The sequence below is a fragment of the Saccharothrix algeriensis genome, from assembly GCF_016907655.1.
Lineage (GTDB): Bacteria > Actinomycetota > Actinomycetes > Mycobacteriales > Pseudonocardiaceae > Actinosynnema > Actinosynnema algeriense.
In genome coordinates this window covers 6,714,398-6,733,500 of record NZ_JAFBCL010000001.1, presented here as the reverse complement: position 1 = coordinate 6,733,500, position 19,103 = coordinate 6,714,398, and the positions used below count along the sequence as shown (strand labels likewise).

Below are 19,103 nucleotides of genomic sequence, written 5' to 3'. Positions count from 1 at the left end.
CCCCGGACCGGTGTCACCGCGGCGGCCCGGTCCCGCGCGGATCGCGGTGGCGCTTCACAGCCGCCGGGCGCGCAGCACCCCGGTCCGCATCGGGAAGGTGAACTCGCCGCGGGCGGTCTCCGGCCTGCCCGCGAGGAAGGCGCGGATCCGGCCCAGCGCGGCTTCCCGCTCCTGCCGCGGCATGACCAGCACCCCCGCGCGCGTCGCGAGGGTGGCGACCAGGGAGTCGGCGGTGCGCCGCTGCCCGTGCGGGAACAACGCCTGCTCCGACGAGCCGAACCGGGCGGGCCCACCGGCCTCCGGCAGGTGCGCGCCGGCCGTCTCGGCGCGCCAGCCGGCGGGCGTGTCGCGCGGGCCGATGGCCGCGCTCCCGCCGACCCCGGCGAGCCCGGCGACCCACTCGACCCCGTCGTCCACGACGTTCCACAGGCCGGCCAGGACGCCGCCGGGCGCCAGGACCCGGGCGATCTCGGGCCCCGCGACGGCCATGTCGAACCAGTGCAGGGCGTTGCCGGCCAGCACCGCGTCGACCGACGCGGCCGGCAGCGGCACCGCCTCGGCGCTGCCCGGCAGGGCGCGCACGCCCGGCAGCGAGCGGCGCAGCTCGGCGAGCATCGCCGAGTCCGGCTCGACCGCGACGACCTCGACCCCCAGCGCGACCAGCGCGGCGGTCAGCTTGCCGGTGCCGGCCCCGAGGTCCAGCACGCGGGGACCGGGCGCGGGGGCCAGCGCCCAGCGCACCGCGGCGACCGCGTAGCCCGGGCGGTGCTCCGCGTAGGCGGTCGCCGCCGCACCGAACGACGAAGCGTGGCGCAGCCGTTCGTCCTCGTCCACGCCCGCCACCGTATCGACGCCGCCGGCACGGGACCACACCGTCGGCGGTGGCCGGTCAGGCGCCGGCCGACAGGGCGGTCAGGGCCGCGTGCACCATCGTCCGCACCCCCACCGCGATCGCGCGCTCGTCCAGCCGGAACCCGGGCTGGTGCAGGTCGCACTGCGGGCCCTCCCCCGACCACACGCCCAGGCGCGCGTAGGAGCCGGGCACGTGCTCCAGGTACCAGCCGAAGTCCTCGCCGCCGGAGGACTGCGCCGTGGGCACCAGCGCCGCCGGCCCGACGGCCGCCTCGACGGCGCTCTGGAGCATCAGCGTGCTCGTGGCGTCGTTGTCGACCACCGGCACGGCCGGGAGGTGGTCGAGCCGGTACCGCACGCCCAGCGGTTGCAGCAGGGAGTCGACGATCTCCTCGACCAGGCCGGTGAGCTGCGCGCCGACCTTCGAGTCCCCGGTGCGCAGGGTGCCGCGCAGGGTGCCCTCGCACGGCGTGCCGCAGTCGGTCCCCGGGGCGTCCATCAGGCCCCAGGCGAGCACCGTGCCGGCGCGCGGGTCGACGCGGCGGGCCAGCATGGACGGCAGGCCCGTGGCCACCACGCCCAGCCCGTGCACCACGTCGGTGTGGACGTCGCCGTGCGGTTCGGGGTGCGCCGACAGCTTCAGCTCGATCATGTCGCACGCCGAGGTCACCGGCCCGACGCGGGTGCCCACGGTGCCGACGGTCAGCTTCGGGTCGCAGTGCAGCCCGAAGATCCGCTCCACGCCCTCCAGGCCACCGGCCGCGATGACGTCGTGCGCACCGCCCGGCTCCTCCTCGGCGGGCTGGAACAGCAGGCGGACGCGGCCGGGCAGCTCGGGCGCGGACGCCAGCGCCGCCGCCGCGCCGAGCAGGATCGCGGTGTGCGCGTCGTGCCCGCAGGCGTGCGCCACGCCGGGGATCCAGGACTTGAACGGCAAGTCGACGCCCTCGGTGACGGGCAGGGCGTCGATGTCGGCGCGCAGCGCCACGCACCGCGGGCCCGAGCCGACCTCGGAGATGACCCCGGTGTCGATGGGCAGCACCCGCGCGCCCAGCCCCACCGACCGCAGGACGCCGACGATCGTGCGGGTGGTGCGGAACTCCCGGCGCTTGAGCTCCGGGTGGGCGTGGAGGGCGCGCCGCCAGGCGATCACCTGGCCGAGGTTGGCGGCGAGCCAGGCGTCCAGCCACGCCGGGCCCCGGCCCGCGCCGAGGTCGACCACCGGTGCGGTGAGGTCGGGGCCGGCCGCGGTGCCGCGGGCCACCACGGTGACGCCGTCGGGCAGGGCGGTGGCGCTCCCGGGCACCGCGGTGGGACCGGCGGGCGCGATGCCGCCGGGCGCGGGGGCCTCGGGGGTGGCGCCGCCGGGCGCGACGGAGCCGGGGGTGGCGGGACCGGGCGCGACGGGGCCGGGCGCGATGGGGCCGGAGGTGGTGGGGCCGGAGGTGGTGGGGCCGGAGGTGGTGGGGCCGGACGTGGCCGCGGGCGCCGCGGGGGCGGTGCCGGGCGTGGGCGGGGCGCCGCCGGGAGCCGCGCCGGCGCTGCCCGGCGTGGCGGTGGCGGCCGACCGCGGCAGGAGCTCGTTCGGGACGAAGTTCATGGCTGGCCGTTCTTCCAGGGCGGGGCCCACCTCGGAGGGCACGCGGAGCACCGTGCCCCTGGCATCTTCACCCACCCGTCGTGCAAGATCCACAGCAGGAGTGACATTCGATTCTTTCGGGTAGTGATGTCACGCGTGCGTGTCACCACCGGCCCGCGCGCCCGCCGGCGGATCGCGGCGGGACGTGGCCCGACCGGTCTTTCGGAGAGGGTGAGGCGAGATGCCGTCGAGCACCACCAAGTCGCTCAGCCGAGCAGAACTCGCGTCCCTGTTCACTAAATCGGGTGAAACTCGGGAACTGATCGGGGTGGAGATCGAGAACGCCGTGGTCGACCCCCAAACCGGGATGGCCGCGCCTTACGCCGACCGCAACGGTGTGCGCGACCTCCTGCGGGTGGTGCAGGCCGAGACCGGCGGCGAACCGCTGCACGACGGCGAGCACCTGACGGGCGTGCGCACCGGCGACGGCACGGAGATCACCCTGGAGCACGGCGGGGCGCTGGAGTACGCCTCGCCGCCCGTCGCCGACCTGGCGACCGCCGTCACCGGCCTGCGGCAGGCGGTGGACCACCTCGCCGAGGTCGCGCGCGGCCTCGGCCTGGCCGTCCTGCCCGGCGCGAACCTGCCGTTCAACCGGTTGGCGGACGTGCCGTGGGTGCCCAAGCCGCGCGGCGCGCTCATGCGCGGGTTCTTCGACGACCTCGGCGACGCGGGCTCGCTGGGGCAGGTGGTCATGGCGCTGACCCTGTCCACGCAGGCCACGCTCGACTACACCTCGGCCGACGACCTGGCGGAGAAGGTGCGGGTGCACGTCGCCGCGTCGCCGGTCGTGGCCGCGCTGTTCGTGAACTCGCCCCTGGAGGGCGGCGAGCTGACCGGGTTGCAGTCGCGGCGCTGCCAGGGCTGGCTGAGGACCGATCCGCGGCGCTGCGGCCTGCTGCCCGTCGGGCTGCGGGACCGCATGACCGCCGAGGACTTCGTGGAGTGGGCGCTGGGCCTGCCCATGATCTACCACCGGACCGCCGACGGCGCCTACCGCGCGGCGGGCGGGAGCGCCTTCGGCGAGCTGCTGGAGCGCGGTTTCCCCGACGGCTCGATGCCCACCTGGGACGACTGGACCTCCCACCTGTCGCAGGTGTGGACCGAGGTGCGGGTGCGCCGCACGCTGGAGCTGCGCGCCGCGGACGGCCCCGCCTACCCGCACGTCCAGGCCGTGCCCGCGCTGTGGGTGGGCCTGACCTACCACCGGCCGTCCCGCCTGGCCGCGTGGGAGCTGCTGCGCCACCACACCGCCGCGGAACTGCGGCAGGCGATCCGGGACGTGCCCGCGCGGGGGCTGTCGGCCGCGGCGGGCGGCGTGCCGGTGCGCGAGCTGGGGCGCGAGCTGCTGCGGCTGGCGCGCGCCGGGCTGGCCGCCCGCGTGGCCGCCGGGCTGGAGCGCGCGGAGGTGCTGGGCTACCTCGACCCGGTCGAGGAGGTCGTCGAGACCGGGACCACCTTCGCCGACCGGGTGATCCGGCGCTGGGAGGGCGAGTTCGGCCGCGACCCCGCCCGTTACGTGGCCGCGTACCGGGTGTAGCCGCCGGACCGGGCCGGGAGCGGCGGAGCCGTTCGGGGCGGGGGCGCTTAGCCGCATCGGCGGTGGGAACCGGCGGCGGGACCGGGCACCGTTCCCCCAGCGGGACGGGCCGATCGGGCCCTCCCGCCCCCCTGCCACCCGATGAGAGGAAACCCGTTGGCCTCCCCTGCCGGAAAACCGCTCCGGGTCGCGCTCGCGCTGCTCGGCCTGGCGGTCGTGACCGCCCTCGCGCCCGCCGCGCTCGCCGACCAGTCCTCATCGGCGCAACCGCCGGACCCCGCCGCACCGACCACGGCCACGGTCACCGCACCCACGACGACGTCCACCGGACCCACGACCACCGGCCCGACCACCACCGCGCCGACCGACGTGACGACGACCGCCTACCCGCCCTCCACCACCTACCCGCCGACCACCACCTCGCACCCCTCGGCGCCACCGCCCAGGCCGGGTGAGAACTTCGCCCTGTCCGGCAAGGCCACCGCGTCGTCCACGTTCACGGGCTACTCGGCCGCCAAGGTCAACGACGGCGACACCAGCACGCTGCTGGGCGGCGAGCACAGCTGGGCCAACGACATCGACCGGTCGCCGACGACCAACCCGGAGTGGGTGTTCGTCCGCTGGCCCCACCAGCGCCCGGTGAGCCGCGTCGTCGTCCACACCACCGACGGCTACGAGCTGCGCGACTTCGACGTGCAGGTGCTGCACGAGGACGAGGGCTGGTGGGACACCGTCCGCACCTACAACTACAACACCTCCGACGAGCTGACGGTGCGGTTCCCGCCGCGCAGGACCAAGGGCGTCAAGATCCTGGCCAAGGTCGGCCCCTCGCACCAGCCGACGTACACCAGGGTCAACGAGATCCAGGTGTTCGCGCGGTGAGCCGCGCCCGGCCCGGCGACCTGCCGCGCCGCCGGGCCGGACGGCCGACTTCTGTCCATTGTGGACGCCAAGGCGCACCGCAGGAGAGCTGTCGGCCGCCCTGCCGGCGGTGGATCGCGGTCGGTGCTTGACGAGCGGGCCGATCACCCGACTCGGCAATGACTTGTCCGATGTGGATGGACAAGCCCCGGTGAAGCGCCCCCGCGGTCGGGTGGACCCGATCGGTGGTCCCCGGCTGGCCCGCGGTCACCAGTGGCCGAAGCGCACCGCCTCGGTGAAGTCCCGGCGCTTGCGGGTCCACGACGAGGTCGGGATCGGCGGCTCGTCGGCGGGGTGCCCGATCGCGATCGCGCCGATCGGCACGTGGTCGGCGGGCACGCCGAACTCGGCGCGCAGCGGGTCGAAGTCCTCCGCGCCGATGCCGAAGTACACCGCGCCGAGCCCCTCGTCGACGGCCGTCTGGAGGATGAGCAGCACGGCCATCCCGGTGTCGATGTGCCAGAACGGGACGGGCCAGTGGTGCTCGCCGCGGTCGGTCCACCCCTTGTCCGGCTCCGCGTACCGGTCGAGGTAGGCGTCCTTCACCGCGAAGGCGATGACCAGCACGGGCGCGACCTTGACCGAGTCGAAGGTCCACAGCTGCGCGACCAGCCCGTAGAAGCGCTCCCGCTCCGCCCCCCGCAGCACGAGGAACCCCTGCCCCTGGGAGAACCCGGCCGACGGGCCGCGCTGCGCGTTGCGCATGATCCGCTGCACGCTCGCGTCGGCGACCGGCTCGTCGGTGAAGTTGCGCACCATGCGCCTGCGGCGCACCACGTCCTGGAATTCCACGGTACTCCCGGGGTAGATCGGCTGCGACGGCATCCGTGGCGCCGCCCCGACCCGGCCGGGCAGCGCCACCGGTCCATCGTCGCGCCGGTGGCGCCCGCGGGACAAGCCGCCGATCGGGAACCGCCGCGCACCGGCGCCGGGCCGGTTCAGGCCGGGACGACCGGGTCGCCGAGCCCGATGCTGCCGGGCGCCAGCACCGTGGCCAGGGCGTCCAGGCGGGTGTCGTGCGCAGCGCTGATCACCTTGAGCACCGCGGACGAGTGCGGCAGGCCGGGCTGGGCCTCGTTGACCATGACGCAGCGCTCGCTGGCGCGCACGAACCCCAGCCGCGTCGTCCCGCCGATCACCGCGCTGCGGCCCAGCCAGTCGTCCTCCACGAACGGCGGGGTGCCCGGCGGGGTGCGGACCACGACGTTGCAGCGGAACCGCCGCTCGTCCACGGCCACGCCCGGCACCGCCCGCCGCACCCAGTCCAGCGTCGCGGTGGTCACCACGCTCACCGGCAGCTGGTCGAAGTGCGAGATCCCGGCTTCGCGCGCCAGGGACACGTCGTCGCGGCGCAGGTAGGCCCGCAGGTAGGCGTCGGCGTCGGGCACCGGCCGCCCGTCCGGGTCGAGCAGTTCCGGCTCGTCCTCACCCCGGTGCCGCGAACCCAGCAGCAGCAACCCCGGCATCCGCCGGAACCGCCGGGTGTTCTTGCCCGAGCCGAACTTGCCGTTCGCGTCGCGCACCGCCCAGAGCCGGTCGCCGACCACACCGCGCGGCTCGACCTCCACCCGCGTCAGCCGTTCACCGCCGGTCGACTTGATCGGATAACGCCACAGCGCTTCCACCACTCCCCACACGGGCTCACCCTAGCCGGCGCCGATCGCGGGCACCCACCCGGACGACGGCGAGCCCGGTCCGACACGACTGTCCTCAATGGACGGTCGTGTCGGGCCGGGCTCGTCGTCACCCCGCGATCGCGGACCGCCCCGGCTCCGGGGGCCGACCCCGGAACGGCTCCGACAACGCGGTCCCGGCGGGCGCCCCCACCGGCTCGACCACGTCGGCGGTGACCCCGGTCGCCGGGTCGGGCGATCCGCCCCGAGGATTCCGCGCCGATCCCGGGAAAAACCGGGAAGCGCGCCGATCGCCCCATCCGGTGACACGCCGCGACCGATTCCCGCTGCCCCGCGCCCGTTCACGCCGACCGGCGGCCGGCCGTTGCGCGAAGAACGGCCGGCCGCCGGTCGGGCGAGCCCCCGAGGGGCGCCCTCAACGGCGTGCGCTCACGCCTTGCACTCGCTGAAGACGACGATCCCCAGCTTCTTCTCCTCCGCCTTGGTGCAGGTGTAGGCGATGCCCTCGATGCCGGCCAGCTTGGCCTCGAACCCGTCCTGCGCGGCCCGCTGCCCGGCGCCGCACATCAGGCCGACCGGCCCGGTGACCTGGGCGGGGTCCAGGCCCTCGGCGGCCAGGGCGGACTGCCCCTGGTCGGAGGAGGCGCTGGCCAGCGCCGAGCACTCGTAGGACTTGCCCGCCGGGTCCTGCGGCGGCGCGTCGGCCGAGGCGACGCCGCCGCCGAGGACCGAACCGAGCGCGATCACCGCGAGGAACGCCTTGTGCTTGTTCGTCATCATGGTCTCCACTCATCCTGGGTCGGGTGTTGCACCAGGCCGTGGATTACCCGCCGCGACCGCCCGGATTCCCCATTCGCGGAAGCCCCCACCGACGGGCGGCTGAACCCGACGATGTGGTGTCGCAAAGAAATCCGAATGGCCAATCCATCGACGTACCGCGACGGCGTTAACCCGTTCCAGAGCCACTCCGGTGTGAAACGGGCACGACGCCGTCACACCCGCCCGCTGCCGAGGCAGACGAACGGGCGGCGCAGCGGGTCGGCGGCGACCGCGTCCGCCAGCGCCGCGGCGGGCTGCGCGCCGGCGGCCAGGCCGCGGTGGTAGTCGTCCATCGTCGCGGCGCACGCCTGGTCACCGACCCGGCTCAGCGGCGCGACCACCACCCGCGAGCCGCTCGCCAGCAGCGCGCTGGCGAACCCGAGGGGCTCGTCGCCGGAGCGGATGCGGTTGAGCGCCAGCTCGCAGGACGCCAGCACGACCTGCCGGGGCGGGTCGGCCACCCCGGCCAGCTCGTGCGCGTACAGCGGGCCGTCGTCGAGTTCCAGGCGGGAGAACAGGGCGTTCTCCGGCTCGTGGACGCCGTGCGCGGCGAAGTGCGCGATCTCGGCGCCCTCCAACGCCCCGAGCACGGCCGACACGGTGGCCCGCTCCCCGCACAGCAGCGCGGCGGAGGCGTGGTGCGCGCCCAGCCCGTCGACCTCGCCGACCGCGGCGGGCAGGCCGGGACCGCGCACCAGCACGGTCCGGCCGGTCGACCGGCGCTCGGCGCGGTCCGCGGCCAGCCACGCGGTCGCGGAGGGAGCCACGGCCACGGGCCGCCCCCGCAGCGCCGGCAGCACGCCCCACGGCACCGCGTACAGCGCGCCGGTCGGCACGACCACCAGCTCCCGGTCGCCGACCAGCCCGGCCAGCGGCCCGATCAGCTGCCCGTCGAGGCGGTCCGCCTGCCGGCGGGCCGACACCGCCACCACCCGGGCCGGCGCGTCGGGCAGGTGGTCCGGCGCCAGGGCGTCGAGGTCGGCGTTGAGCACCCGGGCGCTCTCCGCGGCGCGCCCGGCCGACCCGAGCCGCGCCAGCCGGACCCGGGAGCCGACCACGACGACCGCCACCAGCGAGTCCGCCGAGGACGCGAAGCTGACCAGGGCGCGGTCGCCCAGCCGCGCCGCCACCTCGGCCAGGGCGGCGACCGGGCGCGGCCTGCCCCACCGGCCGCTGTGCCAGCCGAGCCGGTTGGCCTCGCGGAGGCGTTCGGCGCGCCGGGCGCGCAGCGCGGCGGTCGGGTGGCCGTCGTGCTCGGCCTGGTGGATCGACTGGGTGAGGCTGCGCACCTCGGCGATCCGCTCGGCCAGTTCGGGGTTCCCGGCGCGGACCAGCGGCTCGTAGCGGTACAGCTGCGCCCGCGTCCGCTCCAGCCAGGCGAACAGCCGGCGCGCGTCACCGCCGCCGAGCACCAGGCGGACCGCCAGCTCGGCCAGCTCCCGGCCGTGCAGCGCCGTCCCCGACAGCAGGTCCAGCCCGCCCATCCGGTCGCGCACGTGGTCCAGCTCGGTCAGGCCGGCCCTGATCTCGGCCAGCGCCGCGCCGCGCCGCCCGCGCGCGACGGCCAGCTCCGCCCGGCACAGGCGGCGCAGCATCCGGTGGTCGACGGGGGCCAGCCGCCCCGGCCGGGGCACCCGGGCGAGCAGGCGCTCGGCCTCCTGCGGGTCACCCCGCCGCAGCTCCAGCCGCGCCGCCAGCAGGCGCGCGAGCGCGGCCTGCTCCGCCAGCCGGGGCACGGGCAGCGCGTCGGCGAACCGGGCCGCGCGCCGGGGCAGCGACCGGGTCGCCCGGTCCGACCGCAGCGCCGCCTCCGCGTCGACGCGCAGCCCCAGCAGCGTCGCGTTGGCCACGCAGGTGGCGCAGCCCCACCGGCGCATCCGCCGCCGGGCGCAGGTCGCCATGGCGCGGGCCAGCTCCCCGTCCCCGGTCAGGTGAGCGGCCACCGCCCGGCACAGCTCCACGTCGGCGAGGTCGCGGGTGACGCTGTGCTCGGCGCGCATCCCGGGCAGCACCAGGTCGAGCTGGTGGCCCGCCTCCTCGGCGAGCCCGGCGGCCAGCAGCGCCTGCGCCCGGTGCAGGCCCAGCAGCGCCGGCACCGGCAGGCCCTGCGCGCGGTAGGAGCGCTCGCTGCTCTCGTAGCGCCGCAGGGCCGCCGGGACGTCGCCGACGCGCAGGTCCAGGCGCCCCAGGGCGTGGCTCACGTCGGCCGCCCTGGTCCACAGGCCGTGCTCGGTCGCCAGCGCCACGGCCCTGGTCAGGTCCTGCCGGGCCGCGGCGACCGACCCGAGCCTGGTGTGCGCGGTGCCCCTGCTCCACAGGGTCTTGACGACCGGCTCGACCAGCCGCGGTCCGGGTTCGCCGCCCGCGAGCCGGCGCTCCTCGCCGTCCAGCGCGGAGTCCAGGGCGGCCACGCCGTCCTCGATCAGGCCCGCGTTGAGCAGCAGCAGGCCCCGGTTGTGGTCGACGCTCCCGCGCAGCTCCGCCCGCACCAGCGGGTCCGCCACCTCCTCGACCAGCAGCCGCACCGCGGCCAGCCCGGCCAGGCCCGCGGCCGGGCCGGCGGACTCCGCCAGCAGCACCGCCAGCGTGGACGACAGCCGGATGCGGGTGATCCGCCACTCGGCCCGGACCTCCGGGTCGACGGGGTCGACCGCCTCGACCAGCCGCCGGCCGCGCTCCAGCAGCCGCACCGCCTCGCGGTGCCGCCCGGAGCACGAGGCGTCGACCCCGCCGCGGTGCAGCCGACGCGCCTCCCGGACGACCGCGGCGTCGCCGTGCGCGGCGATCACTGGCACCGGTCCATGACAGCACAGAAGTGGAGCGGCCAGAGCCCGCCGACCCGGGTCCCGGTCGACGGGCTCCGCCTTCCGCGAGAGGATCAGTGGTCGGGCGGCGTCTGGACGCACCCGTTGCCCGAGCACAGCGGCGACAGCTCGTCGCCCTCGTGCGAGTGCTCCTGCCCGTGCTGCTCAGCGTGCTCTTCCGGCTGGGCCTCCGGCGCGGCCGGAGCGCTCGCGCTGCGCGCGACGGGCTTGCGCAGGAGTTCCTTCTTGACGGTGGCCATGAGTGATCTCTTCTCCCCCAGTGGATTTGTCCGGTTCGGAAGAACGACCCGGTCGACTTCACCGAGTCACTTCCCGCAGCCCCCCGGCTGCTCGAACGGACTAATGGTGACACAACGGAGTAATGATTCAAGGGAATAACGGCCGCTTCCATCATCACTCGCGCGTTGAAGTGCGACAACGGCCTAATGTTCACCCGATCAGGTGGTGTAATTCCACTGATCGGCGAAATAGGCGCCGGTGATCTTTTCTCGGACGGTGCAGCACAGCGCAGTCGGCAGGGCGCGGCGCAACGAGGCGCAGCGGGGCAAGGCAGGCGCTGCGTCGCCGCGTGGCGCGCGGTGGGCCGGCCGGCGGAGGCGGCGCGTCAGCGCTTCCGCGCGGTGGCCCGGTCGGCCAGCCCGATCAACCGCCCGCGGGCGGTCGGGTCGAGCGGCACGCGGGTGAGCGCCCGCAGCCCCCGGGCCGTCAGCACGGCGATGCGCCGCTCCACCGCCGCCACCGCGCCGAGGTCGTGCAGCAGCTCCCGCACCGCATCGGCGTCGACCTCGCCGCCGTCCAGGCAGCGGCGCAGCTCCCGGACCGCCTCGGGCCGGTCGGCCGCGCGCGCCAGTTCCAGGGCGACGGCCATCAACGGCGTCCGCTTGCCCTCGCGCAGGTCGTCCCCGACCGGCTTGCCGGTGACCTCCTCGTCGCCGAACACGCCCAGCAGGTCGTCGCGCAGCTGGTAGGCCACCCCGACGTCCCGGCCGAACGCGCACAGCGCCCCGGTGACCTCGGGCGCGGCATTGGCCAGCGCGGCGCCCAGGTGCAGCGGGCGCTGCACGGTGTAGGAGGCCGTCTTCAGCCGCGCCACGCGCAGCGCCCGCTCCAGCGACTCCTCCCGCCGCGCGCCCGCCAGCAGGTCCAGGTGCTGACCGGCGATCATCTCGGTGCGCATCGCCTGCCACGGCTGCCACGCCCGGACCAGCGCGTCGGCCGGCAGCCCGGCGGTGACCAGCGCGTCGTCCGCCCAGGCCAGCGCCAGGTCGCCGACCAGGACGGCCGCGCAGTCGCCGTAGTGCTCCGCGTCGCCCGCCCACCGGCCGGCCGCGTGGCGGGTGGCGAACGTGCGGTGCGCGGTGGCGCGCCCCCGGCGGGTGGCCGAGCGGTCCATGACGTCGTCGTGCACCAGGGCGCAGGCTTGCAGCAGCTCCAGGGCGATCAGCGCGCGCAGCACCGCCTCGGCCCGCGGGCCGCGCGACTCGCCGCCGGCGGCGCGCCAGCCCCACCAGGCGAACGTCGGGCGCAGCCGCTTCCCGCCGGACAGCACCAGGGCGGACAGCTCGGCGACGAGGTCGGCGGCGGGCTCGGCGTGCGGCCGGTGGCGCAGGAACGCCTCCAGCCCCTCGCGCAGGAGCCGGGGCAGCGCGTCGTCGACCGGGGATTGCTCACACGGGTCGATCGCACTCGCCAGCGACATGCCGTCTCCTCACCGTCCGCGTCAGGCATGAGCTAAGCAGCGCGCCCGGCGCGCTGCATGACGAGCGCACCCGTTGTGCGGGACGTCTCGCGCGGACATAGCGTTGGTCCCGTGCTCCCCGGGAAGGACTCGAACCCGATGTCGGTCGACCGCGAACTCGACGCCGCCGCGATCACGGACCCCGCGCTGCGGGCGGCGTACCAGCGGTGCCGCGCGCTCAACGCCGTGCACGGCCGAACCTACTACCTCGCCACCCGGCTGCTGAGCCCCGGCCGGCGGCCGGCGGTCCACGCGCTCTACGGGTTCGCCCGCTGGGTCGACGACATCGTGGACGAGGTGCACGACGGCCGGACGCCGGACGAGCGCGCCGCCGAGCTGGCCCGGCTCGACGCGGCGCTGGCCGAGGGCCTGGCGACCGGCTCCGGCCCGCACCCGGTGGTGGCGGCCGTCGTGGACACCGCCCGCCGCTACGGCATCCCGCACCGCCACTTCCACGACTTCATGGCGTCCATGCGGATGGACCTGACCGTCACCGACTACGCGGACTACGCGGCGCTGTCCCGGTACGTGCACGGGTCCGCGGCCGTCATCGGGCTCCAGGTCCTGCCGGTGCTGGGCACCTGCGTCCCCCAGGAGGAGGCCGAGCCGGCCGCCGCGGCGCTGGGCGTGGCGTTCCAGCTGACGAACTTCCTGCGCGACGTGGGGGAAGACCTCGACCGGGGCCGCGTGTACCTGCCCGCCGACGAGCTGGCGGCGTTCGGCGTGGACCGGGAGCTGCTGATGTGGGCGCGCCGGTCGGGCCGCACCGATCCGCGCATCCGGCGGGCGCTGGCGCACCAGGTGGCGCGCACGCGGGCGGTGTACCGGGAGGCCGAGCCGGGGGTGGGGATGCTCGCGCGCCGGTCGCGGCCGTGCGTGGACACCGCGTTCCGGCTGTACGGGCGGATCCTGGACCTGATCGAGCAGGCCGACTACGACATCGTGTCGCGCCGGGTCGTGGTGTCCCGGCGCGGGCGGCTCGCGGTGGCGCTGCCGGCGTTCGCCCGAGCAGCCCTGGCCGCCGCGGGCTGACCCGCCGTGCCGGCTCCCCCCGCACCTGGTTCCCGGCACCGGTTTCCCGGTGCCGGCCGATCGCCGCTTCGGCCGATCCCTGGGCGCGTCGTTCCCGGTGAGGTCGGCTCCCCGTGCCGGTCGACCGCCGGGCGTGCCGGTCGACCGCAATGCGCACCAACCACCGTGCGCATCAACCACCGTGCGTGCCGACTGGTCGGCGGTGCCGGCAGGTCGGTGGTGCCGGCAGGTCAGCAGCGCCGGCAGGTCAGCAGCGCCGGCAGGTCGGCGGTGCCGGCGGGTCAGCAGCGCCGGCAGGTCGGCGGTGCCCCGGCCGGTCCGCCCCCGTCCGGAGCACCGGAACCGTCCGAAGTGGAGGCTGGATGTCAGAACGCATTCCGCTGCGGTTGTTCCGCAGCCGCCCCTGGCCCGAGCAGGAGCCGACGTGGCGGGACGCGAAGCCCGCGCTGATCGAGGCCGCGCTGAAACGGGCGCAGGCCAAACCTTCGGGGAACTGGTTCGTGGTGGCCGGGAGCCGGGAGGTCAAGGCCGACGCGCCGTTCGGGCGGACCGTCGCCGGGCGGGAGGTCGTGCTGTGGCGCGACCGGGGAGGCCGGCTGCGGGCGGGCGCGGGCGAGTGCCCGCACCTGGGCGCGCCGCTGTGCGACGGCGCGGTGCACGACGGGCGGTTGGTGTGCCGGTGGCACGGGTTGGCGCTGGACGGCCGGAAGTTCGGCGCGTGGAGCCCGTACCCGGCTCATGACGACGGCGTGCTGGCGTGGGTGCGGCTCGACGACGTCGGCGGTGAGGAGCCGCTGCTGGAGCCGGTGCTGCCGGAACGGCCGCCGCAGGGGTCGGTCGACGCGGTGATGACGGTGATCGGCCGGTGCGAGCCGGACGACGTGGTGGCCAACCGGCTGGACCCGTGGCACGGCGCCTGGTTCCACCCGTACTCGTTCGCGAACCTGCGGGTGGTGGACGCGGCGTCGGAGGCGGACGACCGGTTCCTGGTGGAGGTGACGTTCCGGTTGGCGGGTCGGGTCGGCGTGCCGGTCCTAGCGGCCTTCACCTGCCCCGAACCCCGCACCGTCGTGATGCACATCGTGTCCGGCGAAGGCGAGGGCAGCGTGGTCGAGACACATGCCACGCCCCTGTCGCCCGGTCGGGACGGCGCGGCCCGGACGGCGGTGATCGAAGCGACCATCGCGCACTCGGCACGCCGCGGCTTCGCCCTGGCCCGCCCCGCCGCACCGGCACTGCGCCCGCTGATGCGCTGGGCGGCGGCCCGCCTCTGGCGCGACGACCTGGCCTACGCCGAACGCCGCTACGCCCTGCGCAGCACCGGCCGCCTACCAACCTGACCAGCACTCACACCATTGATCAACTCCGCCCCACCCCTTCAAGACGACCGGTCAACTAACCCACCTCCCCATTAGTTGACCGGTCGTCTCACACCAACACCCGCCAACCCGTAACCCTAAGATCACCTCAATAAACCAGTAGTTGACCAGTCATCTCCAACTAGTAGCCGAAAAAGCCTTCATCCACTCCACCACACTGCGAATGACAAGGTAGTTGACCGGTCGACTCCACTATGGAGTAAGCAGACAAGCCTTGAGCAACCCAGAGGCCGCCGGTCGCAGAGCAGCCGACCACAGAGCCGCCAGGTCGCAGAGCAGCCGACCACAGGGCCGCCAAGCCGCAGAACCACCGCCAGGCCGCAGAACCACCGCCAAGTCGCAGAACCACCGCCGGGCCGCAGAACCACCGCCGGACCGCCGGTCGCAGAGCCACCGAACCGCCTGAGCCGCCAAGCCGCTTGAGCCACCGGACCGCCTGAGCCACCGGACCGCCTGAGCCGCCAAGCCGCTTGAGCTACAGAGCTGCCTGAGCCACCGGACCGCTTGAGCCACCAAGCCACCTGAGCCACCAAGCCACCTGAGCCACAGGGCCGCTTGGGCTGCCTGCGCCGCTCGGGTCACCCGGGTTGCGGGTTGTGGCCCCACTTGCGTGCGATCGCGCGTAGCAGGGGCACCCGGCCTGCGGTCGGCACCGACCACAGCGGGGTGCCTGCGACGCCCCAGCGGCGCAGCAGGTGGTTCGCCGCGGCGAAGCCGGTGGTGGCCGCGCGTTCCATCAGGGCGACCGGCAGGTCGATCCGCACCAGGTCCCCTGCCAGCACCAGGAACGGTTCCGGTGTCGGCACCGGGGGGCGGTGGGGGAAACCGCCGGGTGGGAACAGCGGGCAGTCGGCGCGCAGTTCGTGCCGCTCGTCCACGACCCGGGCCGCCTTGGTCTCCGGGTACACCTCGTGCAGCTGCTCCAGCAGCAGCCCGCGCGCCGCCGCGCCGTCCACCTCGTCCGGCAGCGAGTAGCCGTGCAGCTCGACCACCGCCCCGCCCGTCCGCGACGCCCACGCCCTCGCCTCGTGCTCGTACCGGTCGAGCACCGACACGTTGTCCAGCAACCCGTACCCGCTGGTGCCCACGAAACCGGGCCGGTCCGCCGCCACCGGTCGGTCCAGCCAGTACCGGGACACCAGGAACCGCGGCGCGGTCTCCAGCCGGGCCACGTCGGCGCGCCACGGCCGGTCTCCCAGCTCCGGCGAGGACTCGACCACCCGGCGCAGCCCGCGCACGTCCAGGGCCAGCACCACCGCGTCCGCCGCTATCACCCCGCCATCCGCGGTCGCCCCGCCGAGCGCGGCAGCCGCGCTCGCCGAGTGCACGGTGAACCGCTTCGGCCCGCCGCGCGACACCGCCGTCACCTCGACCCCGGTGCGGACGGTCGCGCCGAGGTCGGTCAGGCGTCGCCCGAGCGGGTCCCACAGGCGGTGCGGGAACGGGTCGGCGGCCACGTCGAACAGCAGGCCCTCGCTGGAACCCAGGAAGTAGGTGTGGAACATCGTCACCAACTCGGCGGCCGACATCCGGCTCGGGTGGGCGAAGAAGCTGCGCGAGAACACCTCGAACGCCAGCGCGTGCGCGGCCTCCGGGAAGCGCAGCCGCGCCAGGTAGTCGGCGGCGTCCAGCCGGTCCAGCTCGTGGTAGGTGCGCGGGACCGAGACGTCCAGCAGCGGCAGCGCCACCCGGGCGTCCACGTCGCGCAGGTCGCGCCACCGGAAGGTGCGGCTGCGCGCCAGGAACCCCAGCGCGTTCCACGGCACGGCCGTCGGCAGCCCGGCGAAGCCGTCGCGGTGCCCGTCCGCGTGCCACAGCGGGTAGTCCGGCAACCCGACGAGCGCGTCCCCGTGCGGGTCGACGCGGCGCAGCAGCGCCCGCAGGTTGTAGTACTGCCGGAAGAACGCGTGGAAACCGCGCGTCATGGTCGCCGCGCTGCCGTCGGCCAGCCTGGTCGGCCACCCGCCGGCCCGGCCGCCGAGGTGGTCCTCCCGCTCGCACAGCACCACCCGCGCGCCGCGCTCGGCCAGCGACGTCGCCGCGGCCAGCCCGGCGATGCCGCCACCCACCACGACCACGACCGGCGGGCTGCCCGTGAACGACGGCCGCCCGGCCGGCCCGTCGATCCGCACCGCCTTGCGGTCACGGCTCGCCATCGGCCGCCTCACCCTCCGCGCACCCGACGAACGTGTGCACGATCCCGCGCTGCCACCCCGTCGCGGTGCCGCTGCGCACTTGGCGGAAACCGTTGCGCCGCAACCGCTCCCGCAGGGCGCTCGCGCCGTCGAAGCGCAGCACGCTGCGCCACAGGTAGGTGTAGAGGCTCCGGTCGCGCGTGACGGCCCAGCCGCCGGGGATCACCACCGCCCAGCACACGGCGGTCCAGATCGCCCGCCGCAGCGGCGAATCCGCCACCGAGTACTCGTGCAGCACCAGCCGCCCACCGGGGCGGAGCAGGTCGCGCACCGCGCGCAGGGTCGGGTCCGGGTCGGCCAGGTTGCGCACCAGGTACGCGGCGAACACGGCGTCGAACGGGCCGGTGACACCGGCTCCGGCCAGGTCCTCGGCCCGCGCGCGGACGAACGAGACGTTGGCGGGCCAGGACTTGGCCCGCGCGCGGGCCAGCATCCCCTCCGACGCGTCCACCCCGACGATCTCCGCGTGCGGCGCGACCGCCAGCAGCGCGGCCGTGGACGCGCCCGTGCCGCAGCCCAGGTCGAGCACCCGCGCGCCCGAGGCGGGCAACCGCAGGGCGGCGGCCGACCGGCGCAGTGCCTTGTGGTAGCCCGGGTTCATCCCGACCAGCAGGTCGTACCCGGACGCCGCGCCGTCGAACGCGCCGGGCACCTCCGCCACCCGCAACCGGCGCGTCACGCCGACTCCCGGCCCCGTGGCGGCAACGTCACCATCGAGAAACCGGACAAGAAGTCCTCCACCGGAACATCCCGGGGCAACCGCACACCGCCGACCGCCCGCTCGGCGCACCGCACGCCCGGCGCGCCCGGCTCGGACGGCCGACCGCCGTCCGGCATGGCGAGCACGATCCCAGCGCCACCAACACAGGGCACTCCCCCACCCACGCCCCACCCGCTCACGCGCCCGACCTCGCCGGCCGGGAGGTCCACCGGTGGACGCCCACCGGCTCCGGCACAGCGGTCGACGCCAGGGACGCCGCCGGCACCGCCAGGTACTGCCAACGATCCATCGCGTCCTCCGCCCGACCAGTGCCCGGTAGCCCCGTGGATCACCGTAGGGTGACCGCCGCCCGTGCGCATGGCGGCACGGGCCACGCCCCTTCGGCCGGCCGTGCACCGCGCTTCCGGCATGAGCGCTGCTCCCGACATACGCACCGCGCCCACGGCATGTGCGCCGCACCCGGCCACGCCCCCATAGGCGCCGAGGCGCGCCCTTCCCCGGTGTGACGGGCCGGTCGGCGACGTGTCGCGCCGACCGGCGGTGTGCCGCACCCTATGAGCGGTGTGCCGCGCACGCGGGCGGGTACCCGTGGCACCGGAACGACGGACTGAAGGAGTCGGACGTTGAGCACCTACGAGCACCGAGCGACGATCGACGTGCCACCGGACCGGCTGTTCGACTTCCTCGCGGAGCCGAACAACCTGCCCCGCTACTTCCCGAAGCTGACCGAGGTGGACCCGACCGGCGGCGACCGGGTGCACGTGGAGGCCGACCTGGGCGACCGCCACGTCGAGGCGGAGGGCTGGCTGCGCGTCGACCGGGACCGCCGGACCCTGTCCTGGGGCACGCCCGGCGAGAGCGACTACCACGGCGACCTGAAGGTCACCGACCTGGACGCCGGCCGCAGCGAGATCGCGGTGACGCTGCACACCGAGCGGGCGGGCGGCCCGGACGTCCAGCGCGGCCTGGAGGAGGCGGTGGCCGTCCTCGCCCACAGCGCCACCGCGGAGACCGAGACGGAGTCCGCGGAGAAGGGCGACAACTGGTTCTGACCGCACCGGACAACCGGTTCCGGCCGCACCACTGGCGGGCCCGACCGCTGCTCAGGGGTCTTCGAGGCGTTGTTCGACGCGGTGCTGCCCCACCGGCTCGGGGTGGGCGCCCTCCCCGAGCGCTTCCGCCGGGACCAGCCCGATGCCCCGCGGGACGCGGTACGGGCCGCTGTGCCCCGGCTCCGGGCACAGCAGCGGCTCCACCCGCTCGACCAGGTCACGGGCCTGCTCCTCGGTCGCGTCGCGTGGATCCCGATCCGGATTCCCCGGCCCCGGCGCTCCTGCGCCATCCCACCCCTTCGTCGACCCGTCAGCGCTGCGCGGACCGGGCGTCGTAGCAAGCGCGCGACGACTCGATGTGCGCGATGTGGTCGCGGGTCCAGTCGCAGATGCCGGCCACCGTGGCCAACAGGGCGCTGCCGGCGGCGGTGAGGGTGTAGTCCACGCGGGGCGGTGAGGTCGGGTGGACGCGGCGCTCCACCACTCCGTCGCGTTCCAGGCCCCGCAACGTCTGCGTGAGCATCTTGTGGCTCACGCCCTCGACCCGCGCGTGCAGCTCGGAGAACCGGAGGGTCCCCCCGCCGAGCGCGTTGACGACCAGCAACGCCCACTTGTCGGCGATCCGGTCGAACATCTCCCGCGCCACCGTGTTGGCGCGCATCACATCCGGCGGTGTCGGCGGCTGCGCGACCTGGTCGCTCACCTCTGGGTACCCCTCTCACCCGCAAGTGCGTTCTTCCGGCCCACCCGTCACTT

The 19,103-nt window shown here is 75.4% G+C and carries 17 protein-coding genes; 5 read left to right on the top strand and 12 right to left on the bottom strand.

Annotated elements, in window-relative coordinates; genetic code table 11:
• Positions 1-54: 54 nt before the first annotated feature.
• A complete protein-coding gene (locus JOE68_RS29995; protein WP_204845724.1) occupies positions 55-834 on the bottom strand; it encodes a class I SAM-dependent methyltransferase in 780 nt (259 codons plus the stop codon).
• Positions 835-889: 55 nt separating this feature from the next.
• Complete coding sequence (locus JOE68_RS29990) at positions 890-2,452, bottom strand: amidohydrolase (protein WP_239562399.1); 1,563 nt, start codon at positions 2,450-2,452, stop codon at positions 890-892.
• Between the two features lie 220 nt (positions 2,453-2,672).
• Here JOE68_RS29990 and JOE68_RS29985 point away from each other — a divergent pair, with 220 nt between their 5' ends.
• A complete protein-coding gene (locus JOE68_RS29985) occupies positions 2,673-4,031 on the top strand; it encodes a glutamate-cysteine ligase family protein (RefSeq protein WP_204845723.1) in 1,359 nt (452 codons plus the stop codon).
• Positions 4,032-4,187: 156 nt separating this feature from the next.
• Positions 4,188-4,913 (top strand): galactose-binding domain-containing protein, encoded by a 726-nt coding sequence (locus tag JOE68_RS29980; RefSeq protein ID WP_204845722.1) that lies wholly within the window; start codon positions 4,188-4,190, stop codon positions 4,911-4,913.
• A gap of 246 nt (positions 4,914-5,159) precedes the next feature.
• On the opposite strand, the gene JOE68_RS29975 is transcribed toward JOE68_RS29980, so the two are convergent.
• The 6 genes from JOE68_RS29975 to JOE68_RS29950 form a co-directional block, all read right to left on the bottom strand.
• Entirely contained in the window at positions 5,160-5,744 is a 585-nt protein-coding gene (locus JOE68_RS29975; RefSeq protein WP_204845721.1) for a nitroreductase family protein, read from the bottom strand.
• Positions 5,745-5,890: 146 nt separating this feature from the next.
• Complete coding sequence (locus JOE68_RS29970) at positions 5,891-6,589, bottom strand: MOSC domain-containing protein (RefSeq protein WP_307819984.1); 699 nt, start codon at positions 6,587-6,589, stop codon at positions 5,891-5,893.
• 426 nt (positions 6,590-7,015) lie between these two features.
• On the bottom strand, positions 7,016-7,363 hold the full coding sequence (locus JOE68_RS29965) for a hypothetical protein (protein ID WP_204845720.1): 348 nt from the start codon (positions 7,361-7,363) through the stop codon (positions 7,016-7,018).
• A gap of 215 nt (positions 7,364-7,578) precedes the next feature.
• Entirely contained in the window at positions 7,579-10,200 is a 2,622-nt protein-coding gene (locus tag JOE68_RS29960) for a CHAT domain-containing protein (protein WP_307819983.1), read from the bottom strand.
• A gap of 83 nt (positions 10,201-10,283) precedes the next feature.
• Positions 10,284-10,469: a hypothetical protein gene (locus JOE68_RS29955; protein WP_204845719.1), complete on the bottom strand. Its 186-nt coding sequence runs from the start codon at positions 10,467-10,469 to the stop codon at positions 10,284-10,286.
• 365 nt (positions 10,470-10,834) lie between these two features.
• Entirely contained in the window at positions 10,835-11,929 is a 1,095-nt protein-coding gene (locus JOE68_RS29950; protein ID WP_204845718.1) for a polyprenyl synthetase family protein, read from the bottom strand.
• A gap of 138 nt (positions 11,930-12,067) precedes the next feature.
• Between JOE68_RS29950 and JOE68_RS29945 the strand changes: the two genes are divergently transcribed.
• Both JOE68_RS29945 and JOE68_RS29940 read left to right on the top strand, forming a co-directional pair.
• A complete protein-coding gene (locus tag JOE68_RS29945) occupies positions 12,068-13,000 on the top strand; it encodes a phytoene/squalene synthase family protein (protein ID WP_204846359.1) in 933 nt (310 codons plus the stop codon).
• A gap of 362 nt (positions 13,001-13,362) precedes the next feature.
• On the top strand, positions 13,363-14,340 hold the full coding sequence (locus JOE68_RS29940) for a Rieske (2Fe-2S) protein (protein ID WP_204845717.1): 978 nt from the start codon (positions 13,363-13,365) through the stop codon (positions 14,338-14,340).
• Positions 14,341-14,957: 617 nt separating this feature from the next.
• On the opposite strand, the gene JOE68_RS29935 is transcribed toward JOE68_RS29940, so the two are convergent.
• Positions 14,958-16,535, bottom strand: coding sequence for an FAD-dependent oxidoreductase (locus tag JOE68_RS29935; RefSeq protein WP_204845716.1), 1,578 nt, complete (start codon positions 16,533-16,535; stop codon positions 14,958-14,960).
• Positions 16,522-17,253 (bottom strand): class I SAM-dependent methyltransferase, encoded by a 732-nt coding sequence (locus tag JOE68_RS29930; RefSeq protein ID WP_307819981.1) that lies wholly within the window; start codon positions 17,251-17,253, stop codon positions 16,522-16,524. The genes JOE68_RS29935 and JOE68_RS29930 overlap by 14 nt, the downstream gene beginning before the upstream one ends.
• A 665-nt stretch (positions 17,254-17,918) precedes the next feature.
• Between JOE68_RS29930 and JOE68_RS29925 the strand changes: the two genes are divergently transcribed.
• A complete protein-coding gene (locus JOE68_RS29925; protein WP_204845715.1) occupies positions 17,919-18,347 on the top strand; it encodes an SRPBCC family protein in 429 nt (142 codons plus the stop codon).
• Positions 18,348-18,398: 51 nt separating this feature from the next.
• On the opposite strand, the gene JOE68_RS29920 is transcribed toward JOE68_RS29925, so the two are convergent.
• Positions 18,399-18,551 (bottom strand): hypothetical protein, encoded by a 153-nt coding sequence (locus tag JOE68_RS29920; protein WP_204845714.1) that lies wholly within the window; start codon positions 18,549-18,551, stop codon positions 18,399-18,401.
• A gap of 106 nt (positions 18,552-18,657) precedes the next feature.
• Positions 18,658-19,050, bottom strand: coding sequence for a winged helix-turn-helix transcriptional regulator (locus tag JOE68_RS29915; protein WP_372443345.1), 393 nt, complete (start codon positions 19,048-19,050; stop codon positions 18,658-18,660).
• Positions 19,051-19,103 lie beyond the last annotated feature (53 nt).